Here is a 21,340-nt window from a genome sequence, read left to right on the forward strand (position 1 = left end):
AGTACGACCACTTGCGTGGTCACTGCTGTCTCAGCCATTCTGGCGGTGTCTCCCTTCACTGCGGTGTGGGATGACCTCACCGGGGCGGGTGGACAGGACAGTGAAGAGTCACGGCCTACCAGCCAGACAGGGTCCTAATCAGGTCACACCCGCCCCGGTCCTCACAGGTCACTTGGTGCAGGTGATCGACCGGAGTTCCGGGCCGACACATCTCGCCCATGACAGCACCGTCAGCCACGAAGTAAGTCAGACCCAAACCCGGTCAACCACCCACACCCATTCTCACTGCCACGAAGGGCCCAGCAACCAGGCCCCGCGACCGACAGACTTCAACTCGACCTATGGACTTCGATCGAGGTCTACCGGTCGAGTTGAAGTCTGTCGGTCAACAAGCGAGCAGGATCGCGCGAGGAGTACCGGGGTTCAGGTGCGCCAGTGGGTGCTGTTGGTCGGGCGGTCATCACTGTGCGTTGGTCATGCGTACTTCGTGACAATCCCAGCCGGAGTCGTGACGTGTGGCGCCGTCGAGTTCGAATCCGTGTTTGCGATAGAAGGCCACCGCCCGCGCGTTGTCGCGTGCAACCCAGAGGTAGGCCGGAATATCCGTTCCGCCGAGCACTGAGGTCATCAAGTCCACCGCCACACCGGTGCCGTGATGGCGGAGAACGACATTCAGAGACCACAATTCGGTCGGTGCGGGAGCGTCGTGGTCGCGAGCCGCTTGCTGCAAAACCGACCATCTCCTGCGTGTCTAGTGAGGTCGCGCACCGGATGCGGATGCCGCGCCCAGCATGGCTTGCGAGGTCTCCGACAGTCTGTCGCCAGCGTGAGGCCGACTCCGCAGGAGTGAGCGCATCGAGCCGGTCCTGAGCCACCATTCCCGCATACGTGGCCTTCCAGATGGCGGTGTGCAGGCTCGAGATCTGATCGATGTCGCCTGCAACCACCGGCCGAATCTCATAGCTACCCACAGACACCGGGTCTACCAGACCACGACCCCGAGGCGGGGGACATCACGGACCCGCGGACACCCGCGTTCTCCATTCGACTGTCAGACCGCCGTGGCACCATGTCGGTTGATGAACGACGGGCAAGGTGAGAGTGGATCGTCGCGATCCGTCTCAGGGGTAACCCCTGGGTGCACTTCACAGCTGGTCCCTGCGTCCGACGCCGGCGCGCACGCTGCACGTGCCACACGGCGCCGCTGCACAGTTCTGGTCACCCCATCCGTCGTTCATCACCACGACAGCCCACGACGCGACACGGCGCCGTGACCGAACCGTTCCTGCAACCGCATGAGGCAGCGGAAGTCGCCGCGGCCTTCTCGCGCACGTATACCGCCTGGACGTGGCCGGAGATCCTGGCGGCAGTGACAGCGGTCCTGCCCGCTGAGGTCACCTCCGAAGTCGCCGCCGGCATCATCGAACTCTCGCCTCACGAACCGCGACATCCCGCGACCGTGATGATCCAGGCCCTCGCGCCGTGGACCCACCCGGCACCCCTCGCCGCTCAACCCGTCGTACTGCACGAACCACGTTCCGCGGGAACGGTGTCCGACGCTCTGCCCGATCTCTACGATGTCGAGCAGTTCGCGCACTGGCTCGACTTCACCGTGCCCGAGCTCGAATGGTTCGCCGACCGCGGCCAATGGCTACGAACGGCGCGCCCGCCGTTGCGTCACTACCGAATCTGGCGGCGTGAGAAGCGGGACGGTGTCCGGGTCATCGAAGCTCCGAAACCCCGTATGCGCGAGACGCAACGGCGTCTGCTGAGACGGTTGGTCGAGCGCATTCCGGCGCATCCCGCAGCACGCGGCTTCATTCCCGGGTCGTCACCGGCTGCTTTCGCCTGGCCGCACACGGACCGTCCCGTGGTGCTGCGCGTGGACCTCCGGCATTGCTTCGAGACGATCACCGTATCGCGCGTCCGAGCAGTGCTCCGGCAGGCCGGCTACCCGCCGCACATCGCCCGCCTGCTCGCCGAATTGTGCACCACGGCAACGCCTGTGGACGAACTCCGCGGTATCGGTCACACGCACGCGGCACTCCTCCGGGAACGACACCTGCCGCAGGGTGCGCCGACCTCGCCGCATCTGGCGAACCTCGTGATGCGGCCGCTCGATCGGCGGCTCGACGGGTACGCCCGCCGTCACGGCCTCCGCTACACCCGTTACGGCGACGACCTCGCGATCTCGGGCGACGCGATGAACGCCGACCGCGCGCTGTGGACCGTGCTCCGCATCGTCGAGGACGAGCGATTCACCGTGCATCCGGAGAAGGTACGGATCATGCACAGCCATCAGCGCCAGCGTCTCGCCGGTCTCGTCGTCAACGACCGTCCGCAGGTCGCCAGATCCGACTACGACAATCTGCGGGCCCTGCTCCACAACGCCCGCCGGCACGGGGCGTCGTCGCAGAATCACGACGAACACCCGGACTTCCGCGCACACGTCTACGGACTCATCGCGTGGGTCGGTGCGACGGGGGAGACGCGCCGACGCCGGTTGCTGAACATGGCCCGCACCGTCGACTGGGACAGCTGACAACCTCTGAAGACGGACCAAACGCCCGAACCATCCCGAACCTCACACCGGCTGCGGTTCGCTGTGAGACCACTGTTACCTCGGCCTTCGCCGCAGCGCGCCCAGTCGCAATGCCGGTGCACCAAGGTCCGTGCATGGACAAACAACTGCTCGAACGCAGCCTGGCACTCGTCGACCTTCCCGACTCAGGCCTCACCGTTCGCTTCTACGAGATCCTGTTCGACCGCTATCCCACCGTTCGCGCCATGTTCGGGCGCGACACTAGCGTCCAGGCCGCGATGTTGCGGAGCGCCGTCGTCTCGGTCGTAAAGCATCTCGACGACGCCGAGTGGCTGACGACGACTCTGCACGCGTTGGGGCGGCGACACGCCGGCCTCGGCGTCACCAGGCCGATGTACACGGCGGTCGCGGAATGCATGATCGCCGCGATGAGCGAGATCGGCGGGGACTCGTGGACTCCGGCGATGACGCTGGCGTGGGACCGCGCACTGGGCGCGGTCGCGACGATCATGCTCGACGGCTATCCGGACGACGGCGTGGTCGACATCATGCCGGCCGATCGACGCAAACCCGGAGCCGCGTGACCAACCCCCCGGCAGGACCCGACCACGCCCTGTAGACCGAACCCAGTCCACCCGCTCAACCGAACCCGCCACACTTCGGCCGTCCGACGACCGAAGAGTTCCATAGATCCGCCCGCCGCCTCGACGGCCCGGCCACCCTGAAGCGAACGCCCTCCGCGATACGATCCCGCTCGGAAGTGAGGGCTCGTGACTGCTGCTGTAAACCCGCGACGTGCGCTGGATCGATACCTGGGATCAGCCCGGGCCCGGTGGGCGACACTCGCCGTATTCCTCATCAGTTCGGCGGTCGCCATCGTCGTGCTGCCGAACCAACCGCCGGCCCCGTATCGCATCGATTTCGACGTCTACCGCATGGGCGGACAGGTCCTGCTCGACGGCGGCGACCTGTACGGCATCCTGCCCCGGCTCGCGGAAGGCTCGTACCTCCCGTTCACGTATCCACCGCTTGCCGCAGCGCTGTTCTCGATCTTCACGGTCGTTCCACTCAGCCTCGGTCAGGCCCTGTTCACCGCGATCTCCATCGGCTGCCTGCTGGTGGTGTGCCGCATCGTCCTGTCTAGCCTCGTCGAGCGGCCGGCGCACGAATTATGGTGGCTCGCAACGGCCGCCACGACGGTGGGCCTCTGGCTCGAACCCGTCCGCGACACCCTCAACTTCGGACAGATCAACATCGTGCTGATGACGCTCGTCGTCGTCGACGTACTGCTGGGCCGCGGCAAGTGGTGGAACGGGCTGCTCGTCGGACTCGCCATCTCGATCAAGCTCACCCCCGCGGTGTTCCTGCTGTTCTTCTTCGTCCGCCGGGACTGGCGCGCACTCGGCGTGGCCGCGGCGTCAGCGGTCGCCTACGCCGCCCTCGGCCATCTCCTGACACCGAACGACTCGCGCACCTACTGGACATCGACCCTCTTCGACACCGACCGCATCGGGAGTCCGCACTTCGCGAACAACCAATCGATCAAGGGTGAGCTCGGCAGGCTCGGCATCGAGTCCGACGTCGCGTGGTTCCTCGTCTCGCTGATCGTCGGCCTGTTCATCGCCTGGGTCGCGTGGCGTCTGCTGTCGGTTGCACCGGCGGGTCCACAACCGTCCGGCCCGCACGATGTCGCGGCACTGATGGCAGTCGCGTTCGCCGCGCTGTACTGCTCGCCGGTCGCGTGGGACCACAGCTGGGTGTGGGTGGTCCCGCTGCTGATCCTGCTGACCTACCTCGCGACCAGGCCCGCGGCGTCGGCGATGTGGTGGTGGCTCGTCGGTTCCGGGCTCGTCATCTTCGCCGTCGCGCCGCATCAGCGAATCCCGCAGCGGTACGACGCCGAGTTGTCCTGGGTCTGGTGGCAGCATCTCGTCGGGTCGTCGTACCTGCTCTGGGGTCTGGCGGTGCTGGTCGCGCTGGGGGTCTCGGCGCCCCGCGTGCTGACGTTCCGACGGTCGGCCGACACGCTCGCACAACCTGCGTGAACACCCCGTCTGCACACCCCCCTTGAAACAGACGCTAAAATCCGTTCCAATGGGTATAGTGATGTAACGCACATCGGAACAACGGGGAGTGGCAGGTTCATGACGAGTCGGAAAAAGCAGATCCAGAGCGTGCTGGCGAAGGCGAGCAGCATGTACCCGAGCTCGGAGCGCCCGCTGGCCGAGCCGCCCGCTGGATCCGATCTCAAGCCGGTGATGGGTGACCCAGGGGTTCCGTGGCTCGGCAACACCCTCGAAGCGCTCGTCGACCCGCTCAAGTCGGCCATGGAACGGTTCGAGCGGTACGGACAGGTCTCCTGGTCGGGTGCGCTGGGCATGAACATGGTCACCCTCGTCGGTCCGGACGCGATCGAAGCGGTGTGGATGAACCGCAATAAGGCGTTCTCGAGCGAACTCGGTTGGGAACCGATGATCGGCCCGTTCTTCCGCAGGGGCGTGATGCTGATGGACTTCGACGAGCACATGCAGCACCGCCGCATCATGCAGCAGGCGTTCAGCCGCCCCCGCCTCACCGGCTACCTCGACATCATGACCCCGCACATCGAGAAGACCCTCGCCAACTGGGAGGTGGGCAACGGCTTCAAGATGTACTCCCGCACCAAAGACCTCACCCTGTCGCTGGCGACCGAGGTCTTCATGGGTGCCCACGTCAGCGAGGCCGAGGCCCACCGACTGGAGCACGCCTTCGAGGCGGCGGTTCGCGGCGGTCAGGCGATCGTGCGCAAGGACGTCGGCAACTGGACCTGGGCCAAGGGGCTCCGGGGTCGCGAGGTGCTGCAGGAGTACTTCCGCTCCGAGATCCCGCTGCGACGAGGCAACGACGCCGACGACCTGTTCAGCGTGCTCTGCAACGCCGAGAGCGACGAGGGTGAGACGTTCTCCGACGAGGACATCGTCAACCACATGATCTTCGTGATGATGGCTGCACACGACACCAGCACCATCGCGCTGTCGATGATGACCTACTTCCTCGGCAAGCACCCCGAGTGGCAGCAGCGTCTGCGCGAGGAGTCCCTGGCCCTCGACAAGCCGACGATCGACTACGACGACGTCGACAAGCTCCCCAGCATGGAGCTGGCCTTCAAGGAGACGCTGCGGCTCAACGCCCCGGTCGGGATGCTCTTCCGCATGGCCATCGAGGACACCGAGGTCTGCGGCCACTACATCCCGAAGGGCACGCTACTCGGCATCCACCCGTGGGCGACGATGCTGCGCAAGGAATGGTGGCCCAACCCCACCCACTTCGACCCCGAACGCTTCTCGCCGGAACGCCGCGAGGACAAGGTCCACCGCTTCGCGTGGGCGCCCTTCGGCGGCGGCGCACACAAGTGCATCGGCCTGTATTTCGGTGGCATGGAAGTGAAGTCGATCCTGCACCAGATGCTCCAGCGCTTCGAGTGGGACGTCCCGGCCGGCTACCGCCCGGAACTCACCTACGGCACCGGTCCGACCCCCGCCGACGGCCTCCCGATCAACTTGCGGCACCGAAAGATCTGACGATTCCTCACAACCGAGGAGCGAGCCGCTCCACCGCTCCCCGGGGGTGCGAGTAGCGCAAGTACCAGCCCACCGCTTCCCGGGGTGCGAGCAGCGCAAGCACCAGGCCACCGCTCACCGGGGTGCGTGCAGCGCAAGCACCAACCCACCGCTCCCCGGGGTGCGAGCAGCGCAAGCACCAGCCCACCGCTCCCCGGGGTGCGAGTAGCGCAAGTACCAGCCCACCGCTCCCTGAGGTGCGAGGAGCGATAGCCGCCGGGCCGAGCAAGCGACGAAGGAGCGCGTCGAGGTCGACGAGCCACGAAGGGTCCCAGTCGATCTCACGACTGGGGCCTTCGTGGTTCGCGGCTCTTGCAACTCAAGGTCAGGAGTAGACAGGCGCAAGAAAATTTTCGTCCCCTTGAGCACGATCGAAGGGAATTATGCCCTTCGATCACGCTGAGAGGGACGGGTTTTGGCACGCCAGTGGTCCAACTGTGCGCAACCTCAGACCCCAACGGGTGAAGAGCGACGGCGACGACCTCAGCAGAGCCCCTCCCCGCTGATTGAGCCGGCACCGAGCGAAGCCGCCGGGCCGAGCAAGCGACGAAGGAGCGCGTCGAGGTCGAGGAGCCTCCGCCCCCGCTGATTGAGCCGGCACCGAGCGGAGCGAGAAGTCCACCCCCGCTGATTGAGCCGGCACCGAGCGGAGCGAGGAGCCGTGTCGAAATCACCTGGTGACCCGAAGTCACCAAGTGACTCCGCGCGACAACCCCTACGACGCCCCAAGAATGCTGATCTCGAAGACGAGGGTGTCGCCGACCTCGATGTTCGCCTGCGGATTGCCCTGCGCGTAACCGTCGGCCGAAGTCATGGCGACGCCCACCTTCGACCCGACCTTCTGTCCCGCGATGGCCTTGCTGAACCCGGGGATCACGCCGTCGAGCGGGAATGTCACAGGGGAGCCGTTTGCGTAGGCACTGTCGAAGGTCTCGCCGGTGCGGCCGTTCACACCGACGTAGCAGACCGACACCGACGCGGTGTCCGGAACCACGGCGCCGTCACCCTCGACGAGCACCTCGACCTGCGTCTCGTCGACGCTGAACGGATTCTCGACAGTGATATCCGGGGCCTCGGTCGCGGTGGACGCGACCATCTGCAAACCGCCGGTGGCGCCCTGCTCGGTCCACTGCGGTGTGGCGTCCGCGTTCGCCGGTGCGGTCGGGCAGCTCTCAGCTGCCGCCGGTGTCTCGGACTCGCCGGTCGCTGCAGTTGCCGTTGGTTCGGTTGTGCCCGAACCGGAATCGGAGTCGGAGCTGCAACCGGCAACGGCCAGGACGAGAGCGGTGCCGACGGCGAGGGTCACGTTCTTGATGTTCACCCTCGGAACGCTACCCGAGGCGCGCCCGCTCACCGAGAGCCTCGACCGGCCAGCAGTCGAGCGGCCCGCTCGAGATCGGCGCGCACGGCTTGCGCCGCCGGCCATCGCGTCGCGGTCAGCACGAGCCCACCGATCGCGGGCACCGTGAGTACCGCCTCGGCATGCACGTCGGTGCCCCCTTTCCGGTCGGCCCCGTCGCGATCGGCGAACGTCAACGTCAGGACCGCATCAACGGACCGCCACCGTCCGATCTCCTGCCACCGTCGAGGAGACTCGCAGGCGGTCACCTCCATCCGCGGCGACACCCCGGGTACGACGGTGACGTCGGTCCAGCTGGTGCCGACGTCACCCGCCCGGTCACCGATCGGCCGCAGGTCGTCGATGCGGCGCAGGCTCGACTGCCATTCCGGTCGGTTCGTCGGGTCAGCGAGGTAGTCGAAGGTGACCTCGATCGGGGCGTCGAACGAGACCACCGTGTCGATGACGGTGACGCGGGCGGGGGAGAGCATCAGCGGATGAGCCCCGCGAGTTGCTCGACCTCGGCGACGCTGCCCGGCGACACGAGCATCATCGTCACCCCGCACGACTCCCAGACCTTGATCTGTTCACGCACGTATTCCAGGTCGCCGACGATCGCCGAGTCGTCCACCACGGCGTCGGGGATGATGTGCGCCGCTTCGTCTTTGCGGTTGCTTCGGAAGAGTGCGGTCACCTCGTCGACGACGTCGGCGTACCCCATCCGGCGGTACACCTCGGCATGGAAGTTGGTGTCCTCGCTGCCCATCCCGCCCATGTACAGCGCCAGGAACGGCTTGATCGCGGCGTAGGTACCTTCGCGGTCATCGGTGACGACGATCTGGGCGGTCGCGCAGATCTCGAAGTCCTCGCGACTGCGTCGTGCACCCGGGCGGGCGAATCCCTCGTCGAGCCACTCGTTGTACGTGTCGGCCATACGCGGCGTGTAGAACAGCGGCAGCCAGCCGTCTGCGATCTCGGCGGCGAGCGCGACGTTCTTCGGCCCCTCGGCGCCGAGCATGACGGGGATGTCGCTGCGCAGCGGGTGCGTGATCGGCTTGAGCGTCTTGCCCAGCCCGGACGCGCCCTCCCCGTCGAACGGCAGGGGATAGTGGGGTCCGGCGCTGCTGACCGGCGCCTCGCGCGCCCACACCTGACGCATGATGTCGATGTACTCGCGGGTCCGGGCCAGCGGCTTGGCGAACTTCTGCCCGTACCAGCCTTCGACGACCTGCGGCCCCGAGACACCCAGCCCGACGATGTGCCGACCGCCGGACAGGTGGTCGAGGGTCAGCGCGGCCATCGCACACGCGGTGGGGGTGCGGGCCGAGAGCTGCAGCACCGACGTCCCGAGCCGGACACGGTCCGTCGACGACCCGAGCCAGGCCAGCGGGGTGTAGGCGTCGGATCCCCAGGCCTCGGCGGTGAAGATGCTGTCGAAACCGGACTCCTCGGCCGCGGCGACGATCTCGGCGTGGTGGGTCGGCGGTTGCGCGCCCCAGTAGCCCAGTTGCAGACCGAGTTTCACCGGCTGACCCCCTCGGACTCCGCAGTGTTCCCTGACTCCGCGGCGGCCTCGGCGGCGATCTGATCGAACTGCGCGCCCATCGCCGCGGCGACGGCCTGTGCTCCCGACAGCGGCCGAACCATGACCATGAGGTCGTCGATCTTGCCGTCATCGTTGACGTGAATGAAGTCGCAGCCGGTGATCTTCTTCCCGTCGACCACGGCTTCGAAGACGAGCGCCGAGTCGCGTCCGCCGGCGTCGTTGATCTCTCGGATATAGCGGAAGTCCTCGAAGACCCGCAGCACGCCCCGCAGGATGGCCGACGTGATGGCCTTGCCCGGATACGGCTTGAACGCGACCGGACTGGTGAAGACCACATCGTCGGCGAGCAAGGCCCTCATCGCCTGCTCGTCACGCGCCTCGACGGCCTCTCGGAACTGCTTCATGCGTCGACCTCCCTGTCGATGATTCGGCTTCGACGCTAACCGATGCCGGGTCACGTGATGCAGGATGGCGAGGAGCCAGCAGGACGACCAGCGCCGTCGCCAGCATCGCGATACCCACCCAACCGGTCGCGGTGATGGATTCGGAGAGCACCCCGACGGCCAGCGCAGTCGCCACCGCGGGCTCGACCAGGGTGATGGTGGTGGCGGTCGAACTGTCGATCCGACCGAGTCCACGACTGAACAGCACGTACCCGAGGAACTGCGGGACAAGGACGAGGTAGGCGAGAACACCGAGGGTCTCGGGGTGCGCGACCACCGCCGGTACCCCGACCGCGACGACCGGCAGTAGGAACACCCCGCCCAAGCCCATGACCGTCCCGGCCGCGGCGCCGCGCGGCACCGACCTGTTCATGAGCCGACGCATCGCCCACGACAGCCCGGCGTAGGTGATGCCCGCGAGCAGGCCGAGGCCGACACCGAGCGCCGACGACGAACTCCCGCCGAGTGCGTCCGCATGCGACGACTCGCTGCGCGACACGGCCAACGCCGCACTGCCGACGATGCCGAGCGCGCACGCGATGGTCCACCGCAGGGTGAGCCTCCGCCCGTCGGCCACACGCTCGATGACCGCCGACACCAGCGGCGCCGACGCCAACGACACGACGGTTCCGAGCGCGACGCCGCCGACGCGCATGGACGCGAAGAACCAGAGGGGGTAGATCAGCACGCAGACCCCACCGAGAAGAGCGACCCGCCACTGTGCCGTCACCGACGACCACGCGGCTCGAATCCCGCGGGCGTTGACCGCCGCCTGCAACAAGCCGCCGCCACACATGGCCACGGCGCCGACGGTCACGGCACTGAGCTCGGGCGCCATCGCCGCGGCGGTACCCGAGGTTCCCCACAGGATCGCGGTGAGAGCGACCGCCAGCATCCCGATGCGTTCGCTCCGACGGGACTCGCTCATCCGTAGGTGCCGACCGGCGACGCCGGATGGGGGTGTCGCGCATAGAACTCGAGGTGCCGACGTGCCGCGTCGTCCCACGTGAGGGATGCGGCCAGGCGTCGGCCCGATGCGATGCGGTCGGGGTCTGGGACGAGGGAGGCGTCGAGGGAGTCGGCCAGTTCGGCGACGGTCGAGGCGTAGGAGACGGTCGTACCGAAGACCTCGCGCAGGATGGGGAGGTCGCGCGCGACGACGGGACGCCCCGCGGCGAGGGCTTCCATCGCGGCCAGGCCGAAGCCCTCCTTCACCGATGGGAACGCGAACGCCTGGCAGGCGGCGACCAGTGACGGCAGGTCGTCGTCCGGCACGTTGCCCAGCACGACCGGTTCGACGTCGAGTTCGGCTCGCCGACGGTCGAAGTCGGCACGGTAGTCGCGGTAGTCGAACAGGGTCTCGCCGCCCGCGAAGACGAGCTTCAGGCCTGGGTGACGTTCGCGCAGTACGGCATACGCCTCCAGAAGGTCGATGCTGCCCTTGCGCGGTTCGATTCCGCCGACGGCGAGCACGTAGTCGCCCAGCTGATCCGACCAGCGTCGTCGTGCCTCGAGAGACTCGGGGGAGTCCGACGCCGCGCTCGCGAAGCGTTCGTATGCAACGCCATTCGGGATCACCGTCGGATGCAAGTCCCAGCCCTGTTCGACTTCGTCGGCCACCGCACGCGACACACAGATGCGGGCGTAGGGGTTGACGACGGCCTTCTCGTGACAGTCGACGAGGATCGGCGTCGTGAACTGGTCGAGATGGTGGATCGTGCGGATGCACGTCCCGACGGCGTTGGCGCTGATGCAGTCCTGGGCGTGCACGATGTCGAAGTCGGCGGGGTCGAAGGCGGCGCGCAGGGTGTCGATGGACCGCACGATGCGTTCGGTGATCGTCTCATTGTCCCGGTCGGGGAACGGGACGAGCCGCACCCGCACAGCTGGATTCACCGCGCGGAAGAAGCCCTCGTCACCGCCGCGGGCGAGCGACCACACCGTGACGTCGGCGCCGAGTCGGGACATCGCCTCGGCCAGATTCAACGTATGGACCACGCCGCCACGGGGTTTCGTCGAATAAGTCAGCAGAGCGATGCGCAGACTCGGCGCGCCGCTCATCGCTGGTCCGCCGGCATCGTCGACCGGTAGGTGTCCGGCCGGAGTTCCGCGAGGTGACTCAGGACGCGGCGCGCCCGGTCGACCTCGGCATCGACATCGACTGTCACCGTCGCCATTCCGCCTTTCGATCGCGTGGTCGCCAGAATGTCGCCGCCCGGTCCGACGACCTTCGCCTGTCCGAGGAAGCGCAGCGACCCCATCACCCCGGTCTGGTTCGACGACACCACGAACACCTGATTCTCCGCGGCGCGGGCGCAGTCGTAGAGGTCGAACAGCCGGGACTGCCGGTCGGCGGGCAGGCGCGCGGCGCGGTCGGTGACGCTGGCGGGCCACGCCGACAGCGCCGCGATGATCCGCGCGCCGTCGAGCGCAAGCGTGCGCGCCGACTCCGGGAAGGTCTTGTCGTAATCGATCAGCATGCCCAGGCGGCCGACAGGGGTGTCGAAAGAGCCGAACTGATCGCCTGCCGCGTAGGCGAGCGCCTCGCCGGCGGGTTGATGGACCTTGCGATGCGTGCCCAGGACCCCGTCTCCCGTGACACAGACGGCCGTGTTGAACCGCTGGTCGTCGACGGCTTCGGTGTACCCGATGCACACGGTCATGCCACCGGCGGCGGCCGCGATCGCCGCGAGTTCCGGACCGTCCGGTTGCAGCGCCGGCGGCAGTTCGGCCGGGTCGGGATGTCGAAGATCGCCGAGGTAACCGCCCAGTGAGGCGTCGGGGAAGACGAGGAGGTCGACGCCGTCGCGCGCCGCGGACTCGACGATGCCGACCGCTTTGGCGACACCGCGTTCCACGTCGCGTCCGAAGTGCGCGGCGAGGGCGCCGAGGGTGACCGTCCTCATGGGCGAAGGGTACCGGTCGGATCCGTCGGCCGGCCGGGTCGCGGGGGAATCATGCGACGCCCAGTCCGGTGACCGTCGACGTGACGGCGACAGTCGTCTCGCCGTCAGGCCACCGCAGCCGCACGCCCGGTTGGGCGGTCAGCCGGCCGCAATCGGCGGTCGTCACCGGCTCGGGTGCAGGGACGTCGCGTCGAGCACCCGCCCGGTCGGTGCTGAGCATGGCATAACCGGGGAAGCAGGTGAGCCACGCGCCCATCGACGCGTCGCCGGGCCGCGGCACTGCTGTCACGTCCACTTCTGCACCGGTTCCCGACGCTTCGGCGAGCATGCCGAGCGTGCCGACGATCCCGGCCATGCTGACGTCTTTGGCCGACGCCGGGCGCACGGTCGCGAGATGGGACGTCATGGCCCACAGTTCGTCGCTGCTACGCGAACTCGTCGAGTCCCACTGCCGGTCGTGATATCCGGGTCGCCACGAGCCGCCGAGGTCGGCGTGCAGGGTGACGGTGTCGCCGACCCGGCCACCGCCCGCGGGCAGGGGACTGGGCGTCGTGCCCAGCGCGGTCACCGACAGCGCCGACGGCACACCCACCTGGGTGTGACCGCCGAGCACGGGTGTGCGCCACGCCGCTGCAGCCGAGCTGATCCCGCGGATGATGCGGGTGAGATGCGACGTCGTGGGCGCACCGACGGCGTCGAGGAGACCGAGCGGTCGAGCACCCATCGCACTGAGGTCGTTGAGGTTGACAAGCACCGAACACCAACCGGCCCATTCGGGATCGCGTTCGATCATCGACGGGATGATGGCGTCGCAGGCGGCGATGACGTCGGTGCCCGGCAGCGGAACGCCGTCGTCGCCGCGGAATCCGGTAGCACCGAGACCGCCCGGTTGGTCTGCGAACGGCGCGAGCGCCTCGGCGAGAACCGCTTTCGTCCCATCGACTGTGCGTTGAATTCGGTTGAGTGGGTAGCCCATCTCCCGATGCGACCGCTCATTGATCACCGGGCCTGGCCCGCGGTCCTGCCAGCCGAGCCTCGAGAACATCGGTACGTACCGATCCTGCACTGTGGCGTCGAACCGCAGAGCACCCAGTTGTTCGACGTGTGCGCACGCCGCCCGCACGAGTGCCGGCCCGATCCCGGCTGCGTGGCCCGGATCGCCGACTACGAGCCGCGACCCGAACCACCATCCGATGTCGGTATGCGCGGACCCCGCCCACGGCGTGGGGGCGATCCGCACGCCACCCGCAATCGTCCCGTCGGGCAGCGTCGCGACGAGGACGGTGGTGCGTGGGTCGTCGTCGATGTCATCGAGGTCGGTGCGGTCGAAAAGCGCCTGCCGTTCGACGAATTCGCGGTACCGCAGCGCGCGATACGCCGCATGTTCCCGCGGGCTGTCCGCGACGGTGATCAGGAACTCCGACCGCGGTGTCGTTCGCGGCAGCCCGGACAGGATCGACAGTTCGCCCGGTGACAACACGTCAGCCCCCGACCGTCGGCAGGACACTACAAGCACCGCAGGCCGCGCAGCCCGCACGCTGGTCCGATCCGGACATCCCGATGAAGCTCAGATGACCGGCCACCTCACGGGTGATCTTCTCGACGATCGCCGGGTCGGGTGCGGGCGCGTTGTCGACGTCGACGGCGAGAGTCCCCGCGTGACGTCGGAACGGCACGATGAAGGGATACACGCCCATGTCGGCGAGTTCCTTGGCGCCGGCGATCATCTCGTCGGTGTCCTCGCCGAGTCCGACCAGCAGGTAGGTCGACACCTGGTTGCGCCCGAACACCCGGACGGCCTCGGCCCACGCCGCCCGGTACTCCGACATCGGTACCGTCGACTTGCCCGGCATCCAGCGACGCCGAACGTCGTCGTCGAGGGATTCGACGTGGATGCCGATGGCGTCCGCACCGGCCTCGCGGAGTTCGGTCAGGACGGCCTGATCGGCGGGCGGTTCGCACTGCACCTGGATCGGCAGGTCGGGCACGGCCGCCTTGATCGCTCGGACGCACCGGGCGAGGTGACGGGCCCCGCGGTCGCGTCCACCGCTGGTGCCGGTGGTCATGACCATATTGGTGACGCCGTCGAGATCGACAGCCGCGCGGGCGACTTCGGCGAGTTGCTCGGGCTTTTTCACCGCGATCGTCGAACCGGACTTCAGCGACTCCTCGATCGAACAGAACCGGCACCGCTGGTCTTCGGCGTAGCGGATACAGGTCTGCAGGACGGTCGTCGCCAACACGTTCCGGCCGTGCAGGCGGGCGATCTTCTCGTAGCTCACCCCGTCCGCGGTCTGCAGGTCGTAGAACCGGGGCCGCCCGATCGCGCTGACCTCGACACCGATGTCGACGCCGTCGTACAGCACGCGATCACCGTCGAAGACAAACGGACTCTGCGGGTTCCGCGGGATCGCGGCATGCAACCCGTCGACCATCAGGTGGCCGTCGTCGCTGGGTCCCGCCCCACCGGTGCGCTGCACCGGCGGCTCCCCGCGAATACCGAGCAACGCCAGGTCAACTCGTGTGGATACCGTCATGGGTACTCCTTATAGTTTGCTCCCTGAGGTGCGAGGAGCGATAGCGACGAGCCTCGAAGGGCTCGTATGTTCCACTGCTGGTTGAGCGGACCCCGAGCGAAGCGAGGCGTCGTGTCGAAGCCACCTGGTGACCGGCCCCCGCCGGTCGACCCGGCACGCAACCCCCGCTGGTTGAACCGAAACCCGACCTCCGCTGTGAACCGAAACCCGACCCCCCGCTGGTTGAGCCGACCCCGAGCGAAGCGAGGCGTCGAGTCGAAGCCACCCGGTGACCCGCCCCGCCGGTTGACCCGAAACCCGACCCCCGCTGGTTGAGCCGACCCCGAGCAAAGCGAGGCGTCGAGTCGAAGCCACCTGCTGACCCGTCCTCAACAACGCAACCCCGGTGCCCACAGAAACCCCAAACCTACTGCGCAACAACCAACTGCGCGCGTCCACCACGAACCGATCCAACAACATGCTCAGCCACATACCTCGCATCGCGGTCGATACCAAGGAACCGTCCGGACCCCCAGGTGTGCATCCACGGCAACCCGACGAAGCTGAGCCCGGGGACTTCGGTGATCCCGCGTGTCTGCATGGGCCGGCCACCGCCGTCGAACGCGCTGGCCTCGATCCACCGGTAGTCGGGTCGGTAGCCGATGGCCCAGATGATCGAGGTGACGTCTTCGGCCGAGAGATCGAGTTCGGTCGGATCGACCTCGGGAGCCCACACCGGCTCGTACCGCGATGCCTCCGGCGCGTCGATGCCGAGCTTGTCGATATGGCGGTCGATGTCACCGCAGATCGAGTTGTACACGGCGTCGGCCCGGTCGAGGGCGGCCGTCAGCGTCGGCGCGAACCGCAGCGTCGAGTCCTTACCGTCACTGAGCACGCCGTACAGCTTCATCCCCTCGACGGCAAAGCGTCGGAGGTCGATGTCGCGCCCGCCGTCGCGGCCGGTGACGTAGTGATTCGTCTTCTCCTGCGCGGCCCGTCCGCCGGGGTACTCCTGGGTCGGTGTGTCGTACAGACCCATGTCCGACAACCACGTCATGCAGTCGCGGCCGCGATAGAAGCGAGCGACCCTCGGCGCGTTGCCGATCGCGAGATGCACCTGCCGGCCCGCGAGATGAAGATCCTCGGCGATCTGCGTGCCCGACTGTCCCGACCCGACGACCAGCACAGCACCGTCGGGAAGTTGTTCCGGGTTGAAGTACTCCTCGGAGTGCACCTGATGCACGGCCGCATCCAGCGACGGCGCAAACGTCGGCACCACCGGAAGGGGATACCCGCCGGTTGCGATGACGGCCTGGTCGCAGGTGAGCGACTGCATTCCGTCGGGGCCGTCGAGGGTCAGCTCGAACCGATCACCGGACAGTCGTTGCAGACGAGTGACTTTCGTGTGTTCGACAAGGGGTGGCTCGAAGGTCTGCAGCCACCCGTGCAGCCACTCCACGACCTCGTCGCGGGTCATGAACCCGTCCGGGTCCGGGCCGTCGTAGGTGTATCCGGGGAGCTTGCAATGCCAGTTCGGTGTCACCAGGGTGAAGTTGTCCCACCGCTTGTCGGCCCACGCATGAACCGCGGTGTCGGTCTCGACGACGAGATGTTCGACGCTCGCCTGCCCGAGGTACCAGCTGACCGAGAGGCCGGCTTGTCCGCCGCCGATGACGACGACCGGCACGTGTGCATTCATGACAACTCCTCTCTGCTGGTTCCACCGCTGGTTGAGCCGGGCTTCCCACTGCTGGTTGAGCCGGGCCGGAGCGCAGCGAGGCCCCGTGTCGAAGCCACTTCCGAACCCCCACTGCTGGTTGAGCCGGGCCGGAGCGAAGCGACGCCCCGAGTCGAAGCCACCTCCGCACCCGCGACGCCGGCGCCCCCACTGCTGGTTGAGCCGGGCCGGAGCGAAGCGACGCCCCGAGTCGAAGCCACCTCCGCATCCGGCAACGGTGGGTACATCGACACCACCTCGACCTCAGCCGAATTGGAATGCCGAGAGGCGTCGATAACGATCTCCTCCGCCGACGCCGCGGCCGACGTGCAGGCGAATCCGTACTTGGCACGGACACGCGCGCTGGCCTCGTCGAGCGCGGTGGTGGCCCGCGACCGGAAGTCGTCGACGCGGTACGTACCCGGCGCGAGGTGGTCGTGCAGTACGAGGCTGGGGGAGTAGTACTGGCGGAGCAGGCCGTCGGGCCAGCGCACCTGGACGGTCATCTCAGGCATGGGCGAGGTCCCGCCATGCGAAGGCCGCCGAGGTGTCGGCATCGGTGTCGGCCTCGACGAGCATCCCGTACACCTCAGGCCGACGGTCCCGCAGATGGAACATGCCGGCCCGCATGGCGGTGAAGCTCTCCGCGATGTCCACCTCGGCGACGGCCAGGCCGCTTCCGAGAAGCGTTGTGTCGAGGATGTTCCCACCGGGGTCGACGATCTTGGCGTTGCCCACGTAACGCAGCGACCCGAAGGTGCCGCTCTGGTTGGCCGCGACCCAGAAGACCTGGTTCTCCAGCGCGCGGGCGGTGTCGAAGAGATTGAACCGGTAGGTCCAGCGGTCTTCTTGTAGGTTCTCCGCAGTCGCGGTGCGGGCCGCCGGCCACGCGGACAAGCTCGCGATGATCTCGGCGCCCTTGAGCGCCATTATGCGGGCGGCCTCGGGAAACGCCTTGTCGTAACAGATCTGGAGACCGATCCGGCCGACGGGAGTGTCGAAGACGTCGTACCCGGTGCCCGACGAGTACGACATGTTCTCGCCGAGCGGTTGATGGACCTTGCGGTAGCTGCCGTAGATGGTGTTGCCGTCGAGGACGGCGGCCGCGTTGTAGCGGGTCTCACCGTCCTCGCCGAGTTCACAGAACCCGATCGCCACCACGAGATCTCCCACGATGGACTGCACCCGGGCGATCTCTGGTCCGTCGAGGGAGATCGCCGGCGGCAACGACCGGGCGCTGTTCTTCTGGGTGTCGCCGTGGTTGCCCAGGGACGACAGGTATCCGCCGATCGCCGCCTCCGGGAACACCAGGAAGTCGACGCCCCGCGTTCGTGCTTCGGCGACGTACTGTTCGATCGTCGCGTAGTTCTGCTCGAGATCGCGGGTGAAGTTCGCCGCGACGGTTCCGATGGTGGTCATATGTGTCCCGGATTCGGTGGTCGGAAGATATTGAGAGGGATGGCGATTGGCGGCGATCAGACCATGTAGGTCGAGTTGATGATGGCGCCCTTGCGTGCGTAGTGGATGAGTGCGTCCTGGACGTCGAGCGGGTGTGCCGGGATGACGCCTTCGATCAGGTCCTCTTCACGTCCGCCGTGTAGCGCGAGACCGAAGCGGCAGCAGAACACGGTGCCGCCTTCGGAGATGAAGGTCTCGAGCGAGTTGTTGATGTTCTGCTCACCGGGGAAGCCGGAGTCGCCAGTCGTCGGGAAGCCCCGTGTGGCAAGGCAATTAATGGCACCGGGGCCGTAGAAGTACATGGCCGATTCGAAGCCCTTGCGGAGCGCGCGAGTGGCCTGCAGGACGGCGACGAACGACACCGACGACTCGTGGGCGATGCCGTGCACGAGCGTGAAGTACGACTCACCGTTCTCGGCCTGGTAGTCCGGGAAGATCTTGGTTCCGCCATAGATGTTAGAGCCCTTGGGAAGTGAGGGGTGTGGGATCTCCGCCAACGACGCGGCGATGTTCTCGGTGATGGTTTCGTCGAAAGAAGGCACAAGAACTCCTGGGATGGCGAGACGAGACAGTGTCTGTGAGTGATCGGCCGCATGGCGGCTCGACGTGCGGGAGGTGGATCGGGCATCATTGCCCAGAGTGGTTCGACCGGAGATCCGGTCTCATCGAGTAGCTATTGCTTGCTACGACACTTAGTTCACTCGCCATCGATTACCGAATGGTTTCCGGCGGAATAAAGAAAACCCGGATTCGCGTAACACGACCCTGGTCGGTCGACCGACTCGACCAGACATGCCCGCATATGAAAAATCCGACGAACCGGTCGGGTCGGGGGTCTGACCGGTTCGTCGGACGAGACCCAGTGTATCCCTCGTCCCTGACGACGGTCCATCGAGGTATCCGCAATTCTGTGACCTGTCGGATTGCAGATCCTTGATCTGCTCTTGCTCCCTCCTGTGAGAGCAACCACCACTCGACCCCTGAGGTGCGGGGAGCGAAGGCGACCCCAGCTGATCCCCAAAGAGCGCCGGGGGTTGCGGCGGGCCATGCACCCCCTGCTCCCTGAGGAGGCCCGGAGCTTGCGGAGGGCCGTCACGAAGGGTCCCCGCAACCAAGCCACCACACCCCCGCGCGCCGCACTCGCCATCGCCCGCGACACGTAGCAACCTTGTCCTCATGCTCACCGCAGTTCTGTACGGCCTCGCGACCGCCATCCCGATTGCGGTCGGTGCTGCGATCGGTCTGCGCTGGAACCTGCCGAATCCGGTCCTGGCGACGCTGATGGCGTTCGGCGCGGGAACGATGATCGCCGCCGTCTCCACGGAACTGTTCGAACCCGCCTTCACACAGGCCGGCACCGGCGTCGCCGCCCTCGCACTGTTTTCCGGGACCGCGGTCTACGTAGTGGCCGACCGGCTCGTCGAGACAAAGCTCGGATCCACGGCGATCGGTCCCGCACTGATGATCGGCGTCTTCCTCGACGGCGTGCCGGAGAACACCGCGCTCGGCGTCTCACTGACGGCCGGTGGATCGCTCGTGCTGGTCGTGGCGATCGCCGTCGGCAACGTCCCGGAAGCGGTGAGCGGCGCGTCGCTGATGCGCCGCGAGCACGACGCTTCGGGCCGCTCGGCGCTCGCGATGTGGACGTTCACCGCCGTCGTCCTGGTCGCGGTCACGGTGGGCGGTTACGCGATGGCCGATAACATCTCACCGACCGCGATCAGCGTCGTCCAGGCGTTCGCCGGCGGAGCGACGCTCGGCGTCCTCGCGAACTCACTGATGCCGGAGGCCTACCGCGAGGGCGGCTGGTGGGTCGGCCTCGCGACCGCGGGCGGGTTCCTCCTCGCCTTCGTCCTCGGCTGACCGCTTACTCCTCCCCGAGGATGGCGTACCTCATGCTCCCTGAGGTGCGAGGAGCGCAAGCGACGAGCCACGAAGGGCGCCCGCAACCCCGCCCGCTTCCTGAGGAGGCCCGGAGCTTGCGGAGGGCCGTCACCCCCTGCTCCCTGAGGAGGCCCGGAGCTTGCGGAGGGCCGTCGAAGGGTCCCGCCCAAACGCAAAAGCCCACCCCTCAGTGCGTCTGCGCAGCCTCCGGGTCTCCTTCGACATGCCCGTCGGCCAGCTCCGACAACGCCCGGAACACCCGCTTCGACGCTTCGGCCCACGGCATGAGGATGGGGAAGACGTGGAACATGCCGGGTTCCTCGATGGCGTGCGTCGTCACGTCCGACGCCTCGAGCCGTGCCGCGAAGTCGCGTATGCCGTCGCGGAACATCTCGCTGCCGCCCCAGCACACGAACGTCGGCGGGAACCACGACGGATCGGGTTCGCCGTTGATCGGCGACACCCGCGCGTCGTTCGGTTGGACGCCATGCAGATACGGCGTGACCGGGATGCTCCAGGGGAGGATGTCGTAGGGCGCGTTGTCGGTGATCGACGGGTGGTCCAGGTCGAGGTCGATCTCGGGGGAGAACAACGCCAAAGCGCCCGGCCGCGGCAGGTCGTGGTCCCGAAGGTAGGCCACCAACGAAGCCGCGAGCCCACCGCCACCGGAGTCACCGGCGACGATGATGTGTTCTGGGTCGACGCCGCGGCCGAGGAGTCCGCGATAGACGTCGGCGGCGTCGTGAACGCCTGCGGGGAAGGGGAATTCAGGCGCCATCCGATAATCGGCGATGAACACCTCGTGCCCGGAGATGCGTACAAGTGACGACGCGAACGCCGAGTACATCATCGGCGAGGTACCGATGTACCCGCCGCCGTGGAGGTACAGGATGGTGGCGCCGATCTCCTGCTTGTCGTCACAATCGTCGACGAACGCGTCGGAGCTCGCCTTGGCGCGACACCACAGCCCGGGCACGCCGCCGACGATGTCGTCGGTGAGTTCGACTCCGTCGGTCAGTTCGACGAAGGGCGGCATCACGACGCGGCACACATCGTCGAGGATCTTCTCCATCGACCGGAACTCCTCGATCGGCAGTCCCATCGAGTAGCCCATGAACGCTCGGATGGTCTGGCGGGTGACGGACTGGCCGAGGTTGTCGAGCAGCCCGGACGGACCCGACCACGGCTTGCGGAACGGTACCCGCGCGAGGCCGTTGATCATGCTCTGCGCGAGTCCGACGACGGTCAGCGCGGTCACCGGCGCCGACGCGGTCTGGACCTCCGGACGATCAGCCATCACCATGCGCCTCAGGGTAGCGACGCGCGTCTCACGCGGCTGGACACGCGACCCACCGGGTGGGGCGGCGGCCTGTAGGCGTGGCAGACTACC

Annotated in this window: 20 protein-coding genes; 5 read left to right on the plus strand and 15 right to left on the minus strand. The window is 67.3% G+C overall.

Annotation, left to right across the window (positions count from 1 at the left end):
* Positions 1 to 460: 460 nt before the first annotated feature.
* Positions 461 to 643: a hypothetical protein gene (locus A9310_RS26020; RefSeq protein WP_368072720.1), complete on the minus strand. Its 183-nt coding sequence runs from the start codon at positions 641 to 643 to the stop codon at positions 461 to 463.
* A gap of 627 nt (positions 644 to 1,270) precedes the next feature.
* Between A9310_RS26020 and A9310_RS18755 the strand changes: the two genes are divergently transcribed.
* From A9310_RS18755 to A9310_RS18770, 4 genes are all read left to right on the plus strand, one after another.
* Positions 1,271 to 2,542, plus strand: a complete 1,272-nt coding sequence (locus A9310_RS18755; RefSeq protein WP_065631908.1) for a reverse transcriptase family protein — start codon at positions 1,271 to 1,273, stop codon at positions 2,540 to 2,542.
* A 134-nt stretch (positions 2,543 to 2,676) separates the two neighbouring features.
* On the plus strand, positions 2,677 to 3,126 hold the full coding sequence (locus tag A9310_RS18760; RefSeq protein ID WP_065631931.1) for a globin domain-containing protein: 450 nt from the start codon (positions 2,677 to 2,679) through the stop codon (positions 3,124 to 3,126).
* Between the two features lie 186 nt (positions 3,127 to 3,312).
* Positions 3,313 to 4,587, plus strand: coding sequence for a glycosyltransferase 87 family protein (locus A9310_RS18765; protein ID WP_065631909.1), 1,275 nt, complete (start codon positions 3,313 to 3,315; stop codon positions 4,585 to 4,587).
* Between the two features lie 99 nt (positions 4,588 to 4,686).
* Positions 4,687 to 6,102, plus strand: coding sequence for a cytochrome P450 (locus A9310_RS18770; protein ID WP_175401177.1), 1,416 nt, complete (start codon positions 4,687 to 4,689; stop codon positions 6,100 to 6,102).
* 754 nt (positions 6,103 to 6,856) lie between these two features.
* On the opposite strand, the gene A9310_RS18775 is transcribed toward A9310_RS18770, so the two are convergent.
* The 13 genes from A9310_RS18775 to A9310_RS18835 all read right to left on the minus strand — a co-directional run bounded on the left by A9310_RS18775 (position 6,857) and on the right by A9310_RS18835 (position 18,608).
* Positions 6,857 to 7,462 (minus strand): FKBP-type peptidyl-prolyl cis-trans isomerase, encoded by a 606-nt coding sequence (locus A9310_RS18775; protein ID WP_065631910.1) that lies wholly within the window; start codon positions 7,460 to 7,462, stop codon positions 6,857 to 6,859.
* 29 nt (positions 7,463 to 7,491) lie between these two features.
* Positions 7,492 to 7,971 carry an SRPBCC family protein gene (locus A9310_RS18780; protein ID WP_065631911.1) on the minus strand — a complete coding sequence of 160 codons (480 nt, stop codon included), beginning with the start codon at positions 7,969 to 7,971 and terminating at the stop codon, positions 7,492 to 7,494.
* The gene (locus A9310_RS18785) at positions 7,971 to 9,005 is read right to left on the minus strand and encodes an LLM class F420-dependent oxidoreductase (RefSeq protein WP_065631912.1); all 1,035 of its coding nucleotides are present in this window, start codon (positions 9,003 to 9,005) and stop codon (positions 7,971 to 7,973) included. The genes A9310_RS18780 and A9310_RS18785 overlap by 1 nt, the downstream gene beginning before the upstream one ends.
* Positions 9,002 to 9,430 (minus strand): nuclear transport factor 2 family protein, encoded by a 429-nt coding sequence (locus A9310_RS18790; RefSeq protein WP_065631913.1) that lies wholly within the window; start codon positions 9,428 to 9,430, stop codon positions 9,002 to 9,004. Before A9310_RS18790 ends, A9310_RS18785 begins: the two co-directional genes overlap by 4 nt.
* On the minus strand, positions 9,396 to 10,397 hold the full coding sequence (locus A9310_RS18795; protein WP_065631914.1) for a DMT family transporter: 1,002 nt from the start codon (positions 10,395 to 10,397) through the stop codon (positions 9,396 to 9,398). Before A9310_RS18795 ends, A9310_RS18790 begins: the two co-directional genes overlap by 35 nt.
* Positions 10,394 to 11,530: an MSMEG_0565 family glycosyltransferase gene (locus A9310_RS18800; protein WP_065631915.1), complete on the minus strand. Its 1,137-nt coding sequence runs from the start codon at positions 11,528 to 11,530 to the stop codon at positions 10,394 to 10,396. Before A9310_RS18800 ends, A9310_RS18795 begins: the two co-directional genes overlap by 4 nt.
* The gene (locus A9310_RS18805; protein WP_065631916.1) at positions 11,527 to 12,375 is read right to left on the minus strand and encodes a carbon-nitrogen hydrolase family protein; all 849 of its coding nucleotides are present in this window, start codon (positions 12,373 to 12,375) and stop codon (positions 11,527 to 11,529) included. Before A9310_RS18805 ends, A9310_RS18800 begins: the two co-directional genes overlap by 4 nt.
* Positions 12,376 to 12,424: 49 nt before the next feature.
* Positions 12,425 to 13,855 (minus strand): MSMEG_0567/sll0787 family protein, encoded by a 1,431-nt coding sequence (locus A9310_RS18810; protein WP_175401178.1) that lies wholly within the window; start codon positions 13,853 to 13,855, stop codon positions 12,425 to 12,427.
* A gap of 1 nt (position 13,856) precedes the next feature.
* The gene (locus A9310_RS18815) at positions 13,857 to 14,912 is read right to left on the minus strand and encodes an MSMEG_0568 family radical SAM protein (RefSeq protein ID WP_065631918.1); all 1,056 of its coding nucleotides are present in this window, start codon (positions 14,910 to 14,912) and stop codon (positions 13,857 to 13,859) included.
* A gap of 406 nt (positions 14,913 to 15,318) precedes the next feature.
* The gene (locus A9310_RS18820) at positions 15,319 to 16,590 is read right to left on the minus strand and encodes an MSMEG_0569 family flavin-dependent oxidoreductase (protein ID WP_065631919.1); all 1,272 of its coding nucleotides are present in this window, start codon (positions 16,588 to 16,590) and stop codon (positions 15,319 to 15,321) included.
* Entirely contained in the window at positions 16,587 to 17,123 is a 537-nt protein-coding gene (locus tag A9310_RS18825; protein WP_065631920.1) for an MSMEG_0570 family nitrogen starvation response protein, read from the minus strand. Before A9310_RS18825 ends, A9310_RS18820 begins: the two co-directional genes overlap by 4 nt.
* Positions 17,116 to 18,027: a carbon-nitrogen hydrolase family protein gene (locus A9310_RS18830; protein ID WP_065631921.1), complete on the minus strand. Its 912-nt coding sequence runs from the start codon at positions 18,025 to 18,027 to the stop codon at positions 17,116 to 17,118. Before A9310_RS18830 ends, A9310_RS18825 begins: the two co-directional genes overlap by 8 nt.
* Before the next feature lie 56 nt (positions 18,028 to 18,083).
* Positions 18,084 to 18,608, minus strand: coding sequence for an MSMEG_0572/Sll0783 family nitrogen starvation response protein (locus A9310_RS18835; protein ID WP_004019804.1), 525 nt, complete (start codon positions 18,606 to 18,608; stop codon positions 18,084 to 18,086).
* Positions 18,609 to 19,242: 634 nt separating this feature from the next.
* Here A9310_RS18835 and A9310_RS18840 point away from each other — a divergent pair.
* Entirely contained in the window at positions 19,243 to 19,929 is a 687-nt protein-coding gene (locus A9310_RS18840; protein ID WP_065631922.1) for a ZIP family metal transporter, read from the plus strand.
* 208 nt (positions 19,930 to 20,137) lie between these two features.
* On the opposite strand, the gene A9310_RS18845 is transcribed toward A9310_RS18840, so the two are convergent.
* Entirely contained in the window at positions 20,138 to 21,253 is a 1,116-nt protein-coding gene (locus A9310_RS18845) for an alpha/beta hydrolase (RefSeq protein ID WP_065631923.1), read from the minus strand.
* Positions 21,254 to 21,340 lie beyond the last annotated feature (87 nt).

Source organism: Gordonia sp. UCD-TK1 (genome assembly GCF_001691435.1).
In the GTDB taxonomy this organism is placed as follows: domain Bacteria; phylum Actinomycetota; class Actinomycetes; order Mycobacteriales; family Mycobacteriaceae; genus Gordonia; species Gordonia hongkongensis.